Source organism: Mediterraneibacter agrestimuris (assembly GCF_943193195.1).
GTDB classification, from domain to species: domain Bacteria; phylum Bacillota; class Clostridia; order Lachnospirales; family Lachnospiraceae; genus Schaedlerella; species Schaedlerella agrestimuris.
In genome coordinates this window covers 22,570-28,569 of record NZ_CALPDG010000043.1, presented here as the reverse complement: position 1 = coordinate 28,569, position 6,000 = coordinate 22,570, and the positions used below count along the sequence as shown (strand labels likewise).

At 32.0% G+C, this 6,000-nt stretch carries 7 protein-coding genes; all 7 read right to left on the bottom strand.

Features of this window, described 5'->3' with window-relative positions:
• Window positions 1–103: 103 nt before the first annotated feature.
• Window positions 104–325 carry a helix-turn-helix transcriptional regulator gene (locus tag NFS18_RS15870; protein ID WP_251392052.1) on the bottom strand — a complete coding sequence of 74 codons (222 nt, stop codon included), beginning with the start codon at window positions 323–325 and terminating at the stop codon, window positions 104–106.
• 387 nt (window positions 326–712) lie between these two features.
• Window positions 713–2,254 (bottom strand): S8 family peptidase, encoded by a 1,542-nt coding sequence (locus NFS18_RS15865; RefSeq protein ID WP_251392050.1) that lies wholly within the window; start codon window positions 2,252–2,254, stop codon window positions 713–715.
• Window positions 2,247–4,418 carry a peptidase domain-containing ABC transporter gene (locus NFS18_RS15860; RefSeq protein WP_251392048.1) on the bottom strand — a complete coding sequence of 724 codons (2,172 nt, stop codon included), beginning with the start codon at window positions 4,416–4,418 and terminating at the stop codon, window positions 2,247–2,249. The genes NFS18_RS15865 and NFS18_RS15860 overlap by 8 nt, the downstream gene beginning before the upstream one ends.
• Complete coding sequence (locus NFS18_RS15855; protein WP_251392046.1) at window positions 4,408–4,590, bottom strand: hypothetical protein; 183 nt, start codon at window positions 4,588–4,590, stop codon at window positions 4,408–4,410. The genes NFS18_RS15860 and NFS18_RS15855 overlap by 11 nt, the downstream gene beginning before the upstream one ends.
• A gap of 1 nt (window position 4,591) precedes the next feature.
• Window positions 4,592–4,762 carry a hypothetical protein gene (locus tag NFS18_RS15850; protein WP_251392044.1) on the bottom strand — a complete coding sequence of 57 codons (171 nt, stop codon included), beginning with the start codon at window positions 4,760–4,762 and terminating at the stop codon, window positions 4,592–4,594.
• 201 nt (window positions 4,763–4,963) lie between these two features.
• A complete protein-coding gene (locus NFS18_RS15845) occupies window positions 4,964–5,647 on the bottom strand; it encodes a flavodoxin family protein (RefSeq protein WP_251392042.1) in 684 nt (227 codons plus the stop codon).
• 74 nt (window positions 5,648–5,721) lie between these two features.
• Window positions 5,722–5,982 carry a hypothetical protein gene (locus tag NFS18_RS15840; RefSeq protein WP_251392034.1) on the bottom strand — a complete coding sequence of 87 codons (261 nt, stop codon included), beginning with the start codon at window positions 5,980–5,982 and terminating at the stop codon, window positions 5,722–5,724.
• Between the last annotated feature and the right edge of the window lie 18 nt (window positions 5,983–6,000).

Here is a 6,000-nt window from a genome sequence, read left to right as displayed (position 1 = left end):
TAGGCACTTTCATTATACAACACACGGAATCGAGGTGTCTTTCTTTTATGCAAAATCACGAACTTGCTCATTTATAGAATTTTATTAAAAATCTTCAATATCGTCAATCCTCCTTTTTAAAAATAAACAAGTCATTTATGCCAGCATCCAATATCTGTGCAATAGTATATGCCAACATGAGAGATGGATTATACTTATTCTTTTCTAACTGCATTATCGTCTGTCGTGATACGCCTGCAAGATCCGCAAGTTCTTGTTGTGTCATTCGCTTTTTCGCACGCCAAACATGAATTTCTGTATCCATTTTGTATTTTTTTATTGCCATCTTCTCACCTCACTTTTTATTTATTATAGTAACATTTTTCATCTATTTTGTAAATGATTTTTTTCATATAGTACAAATTGAATTATGTATTAGGAAAAAAGAGACACACACGGTAAAATCCACAAAAAACATTACATGATTTTCGATATGTCGGAAATCCCATGTTATTTCAAAACAAATACTACTTCAAACTAATAGTCATAATTCAACAAACTACTTAATGAATTACTTCTTTCTTATCAACACATCCGTTTTAAAACCAATTTACCTTTACCCAAAACTCCAATCAAGTATACTCAAATAACTCTATCCTACCAATCTACAATACTCAAACGGAGCAGCTATAATCCAACTGCTCCGATGATGTACCTTTCTTTCATATAATTTTCAATTTGCTACTAAATCTAAAGATGCTTTTATATTAATCTCTCCTGCTCCAAATTGTATATCATTACCGATGGCTCCTAAATCAGTAGCACCATTTTTGAGATAGCTAATTGTTTCTTGAGTCCCCATATTAACATCCATAGCCCAAATGTCAGCCAAAGCAGCGGATACAGTTGGTGCCGATAAGCTAGTCCCATAAGAAAATGAATATCCTTGTGGTATTCCATAAGCAGAAAGACCATTATCCATTGTAGTTGGATATAAACAATAAATCCACTTGCTAAGATCAATATATTCTCCTTCATACACTAAATCGCCCCCTGGTGCACATATGTCAATTTCCGTTCCATAATTACTGTATGAAGCAAGATAGTTTCCATTTGTAGCCGAAACAGTAATCACACCCGCAATACTCCCTGGTAAATGTTTAATATGCTCAGTTTCAAAATAATGATCAAGATTTAAGCTACTATTACCTGCGGAGGCTACAACAATACATTCTTTTGCCTCTGCATATTCAACCGCTCTCTCAAAAGCTAAAATAGTCATGTTTTCGCTATCAACGTCAATACATTTATATGTTCCCAAACTCATATTAATAATATTATTTCTATCATCCACTGCTTGTATCAATGCTTCTATAGTCCATTCTGAATCTCCTGTTGATTCACCAATTACCTTATATGAAGTTAATGTTGCTTCGGGTGCTATTTGTGCAATAATACCGGCCACAGCAGTACCATGTCCATTTTTATCACTTACATCTAACTCTCCCGTCACAAAAGATTTAGATGTTAATGTATCAATTTTTCCTGAAAGTATAGGATGGTTGTAATCTATACCGCTATCTATAATGGCTATTTTTATTCCATCTCCCTGAGATATCTGCAAAGACTCACCATCAGAAGTTACTTCGTCCACATGCCATGCCATAGTATCAAACAAATCTGTTTCCACCGAACGAGTTCTAGGAATGCTTCTTCCAATTGTTGTATTAAAATCAATTGCATTCAAAGGAGCTTGAGGCATTTCCATATCCGGCATTTCTCCATACAACTCAACATATGGTTGAATTGAACTCGCATTTAAGAATTCTTCTTTAGTCATTCTTGAAGGTAATTTCACATGGATTAAACCTATTTCTTCAATGAGAGAGATACTAATTTCTTCTGATATCTCATATACACATTGTATAAACTCATCCAAATCAGCGCTCTCTTTTAGAATCAAATCAAACTCTACAAATTCTGAATTTTCCATATCATCCGCCAAAAACTCTTCCGAACTTATAAGATCATTATCCATGAAATTAGAATTTAAGCTTACCACTCCTTCATTAAAAAGACTTTCATCATCAACCACTCCTGCTACCTCGTAATTTTTCTCTAACAATTTACCATCTGCAAATTCTATATCTACTTGTTCAGATTGACCAAATGCCTCTTTGCCATTTATATCCTTCACAGTATCTGCTAATACATTATTTGATAACATTACTATACTAATAAATACACCTATTAAAACTTTCTTTATCCTACCCAATTGCCTGCTCTCCTTTCAATTCACTTGCTTCAAGATTCCCTGAATAAATGTAACTATATAGTCCTCTTTTTTTCATTAATTCATCATGGGTACCCTCTTCTACGATTCTCCCTTGGTACATCACAATAACTCGATCAAAATGCTGTATAGTATTCAAACGATGCGAAACAACGACACAAGGAAAATCATATTCTTTAACTCTATTCATAATATAATTTTCAGAAATATTATCTAAAGCACTCGTTGGTTCATCCATTAACATCAACTCTGGAGTATTAACAATAGCCCTTGCAATAGCAATTCTTTGCATTTGTCCACCAGATAGATTCATTCCGCCTTCGGATACCTGTGTTTCATATCCCATCGGCAACATATCAATTATCTCATTTACTCTTGCATCTTTTACAGCTGCCATAAAAAGGGATTCATCAACCTCGCTTTTATTCATAAGTATATTGTCCTTTAGACTCATATTAAAAATAGCCGGATTTTGATTAACCATACTAACCTTTTGACGAATAGACTCTTGTGTGAGCCCTTTGATGTCCTTCCCGTTTAGCAACACCTCTCCCTCTGATGGAGAATACAAACCAGACAAAACCTTGACTAAAGTACTTTTTCCAGATCCACTCGGTCCTACAATTGCTACTTTCTCATGTTTTCCAATGGATATATTAATATTTTTCAATATGGGGTCTTCAAATTTGCTATACTGAAAACTTACATTTCTTAATTCTATAGACTCATAATCTTCATCAAATACTTCTTTACTATCCTCATTCTGAACTTTTTGTTCAAGAATTTCCGAAAGTTTACCAAAATATGATTGCAATAACATGATTGAAGAATACGAACCCATAATTGTTATTATAGGAGTAACAAATGCTGTAGCTATTGCATTAAAGCTAATTAATTCTCCTACTGTCAAAGATCCATTACTTATTCCATAAATTCCCACTCCCATAATCATTAATGGCATTATAAATTGTGTAGCTGTTGCAATATTACCAATAAAACCCGATGCTCTATTTTTACTCATCTGAACTTTTAATTGTTCAATAAAGTTCTTTTCCCAGTCTTCATAAAATTGTTTTTCTGCTCCAATAGACTTTACTGTTTCCATCCCCTCAAACAACTCTACCAATGTTCTATGAATTTTAGAATGTAATGTTAGTTCTTTATCTGTTAGATATTGATAACGCTTTGTGTTACAAAATGATGATACTATAATTATTGCAATTCCAAACATACTAACTACTGTCAGCTGTACAGAATAACTAATCATCAATGATAAATATGCCACAACAAATACCATATCAATAATTGTCGTAATCAATTGACTACTTAGCAATTGTTGAATATATGTTGTTAAATTAGAACGAAATATCAAATCTCCAGTTGATCTATTTACAAAAAAACTTAAAGGCAAGGACATAATTTTTTTCATAAATTCAGTCATAAGATTTTTTTCAAAATAATTTTGAAAATTTGCAATTAAAATGGTTCTAAAAATTTGCAAAACATAGTATACACCAAAAACCATTCCAATTAATATCATAATCTCAGTAACTGTCAAATCTTGTGACAAAATCTTATAATTGTCCACAGCTCGTTGTGTTATAACCGGAATCCCCAATGCAAAAAATTGAATCAACAAAGTAAATAGAATTAATCCAACTATTTTTAGTTTCTGTTTAAATAATATAGAAACCAATATATTCTTCTTTTTCTCTATTTTATAATCCAGATGCAAGTCTTTATCCATTCCTACAGGTACCAATACAACAGAAGAAAAGTGTTCCCAAAAATCTTTATAAGAATATTTCTTTCTTCCTAACGCCGGATCAACAATAATAATTTTATTAAATTTTATTCTTTCAAACACAACGTAATGTTTATTATCCCAAAACAGAATACACGGACGATTATTTTCTTTAAAAAACTTCAAATCATTTACCTTAAATCCAGAAGTACTTATGCCGAAATCCTGGAATATCGATTTCAAATGAAATAATGTATTTCCTCCTTTTGGCACGCCATATTTATCCCTCAGAAAATTAAGACTCACAGGTATCCCTAAATAGTTGAGTATCATCGTAATAGAAGTAATACCACATTCACTATGCTCGCTTTGCTCTACGAACTTAACTTTTCTACTCCACATTTACAGTTCCCCCCATTAATATTCTCGCTGCAAAATTGTGTTCCGAAATTTTACTTTCATCATCTATTCCACTTCCTTGTATAGATTGCATTTCAATATTAGATATTTCCTTATACTCAGCAGACGACTGGTTTTTTATTTCAGATAACATGCCCGCATATATATTCATCATTCTAAACACCTGCCCTCATTTTTAAAATTCTTGCCTGGATATACTCATTAGATATATACCTAATCTGACTATTTCCGCTACCATAAATATCTTTCAGATCCTCTTCTTCAAGTTTTTGGCAATTAATGCCTCTTGTAACACATTGTTTAACTCTTTTTCTGCTCTTTAACATTTTAATCCTCCTTCTTTAACATTTTAATACATCTTTTTTATACACAAATTGTACATTATTTATTTTAAAATGTAAAGTATTTTTTTTATTTAGAAATATTTATATTCCACTTGTCGAATATAGCACTATTTATAATCTAAGAAAAATATAAAAAGACCAGCAATAAAAAACTGATCTTTATAAATCATGTATAGAAGAACATCATTTAATCAGAGTTTCAAAAGAACCCACATCAAAAAAGTGATTTTTTTTCCAATACTGGTACTCTACATCATTTTCACGTTCTGCTCTGCACTCCATTATTTTTTTTAATGTTATATAGATAGCATCAATAATTTTGTTACTCTTAATCGGACATTTTAAACTGTCAACAATCTTTTCCGCATGTTCTTCAATCAAACCATCATCATAATTATAAACAGAAAAAATGTTAGCACTTGCAACAACAGGACACCCGAAAAATGCCATTACACGTTCCAGATAATCTACCACAAGTCGCCCACCATTACTATCCGCCGATGAAACCACCATACCGTTTTTCCCACGCAAAGCAAAAATATGTGACCAATAGCTCAATCTATCAATAAAATTCTTCATGCTTCCAGATACATTATGCAAGTATACCGGGCTCCCCAAAATAACAAAATCAGCTTCCAACATTTCCTTCTTTAATAGATCCATATGATCAATCTGATCCAAATTACACTTATGTGTATAAAAGCACTGACAGCACCCCTTACATAATTCTAATTTAAGAGATTTTTGTGTATAATACGATACATCAATCTCAACTTTTTTATTAACCTCTTTTAGAACTTCCCTGATATAATGCAAAGTACTGCTCTCTGATTTATCTACACCTACAAATACAACTATTTTCTTCACAATTGATCCCTCTTTTATTACAATCAAACAACTCTTGCCTAACATTAACCGACAAGAATTGTTTGATTCATATTTTAATTTCTTTTAACGATTTCAAAGCCCATTACTATCAGGCAACATAATGCCGCAATAGAAAGATAGTCTATTGGATTCCAACCAGAATACGCTGTCACAATACTACAAGTATAGGCAGCATAATATAGAGTAAAAGCTACATTAACACCAATAAACCATACAAAAGCTTTACCTAACCTATTTAGCATTTTTTCCTTATTTCTTGTTATCATCAATAACACAACACATGCAAATGCAATCTCTAACACTTTAAACACCATAATTATCTCCTTTACTAT

Bases quoted from the DNA above. Each gene is read 5' to 3' on its own strand.
- NFS18_RS15860 (WP_251392048.1), bottom strand. From the start codon at position 4,418: ATGTGGAGTAGAAAAGTTAAGTTCGTAGAGCAAAGCGAGCATAGTGAA.
- NFS18_RS15850 (WP_251392044.1), bottom strand. From the start codon at position 4,762: ATGTTAAAGAGCAGAAAAAGAGTTAAACAATGTGTTACAAGAGGCATT.
- NFS18_RS15855 (WP_251392046.1), bottom strand. From the start codon at position 4,590: ATGATGAATATATATGCGGGCATGTTATCTGAAATAAAAAACCAGTCG.
- NFS18_RS15840 (WP_251392034.1), bottom strand. From the start codon at position 5,982: ATGGTGTTTAAAGTGTTAGAGATTGCATTTGCATGTGTTGTGTTATTG.
- NFS18_RS15870 (WP_251392052.1), bottom strand. From the start codon at position 325: ATGGCAATAAAAAAATACAAAATGGATACAGAAATTCATGTTTGGCGT.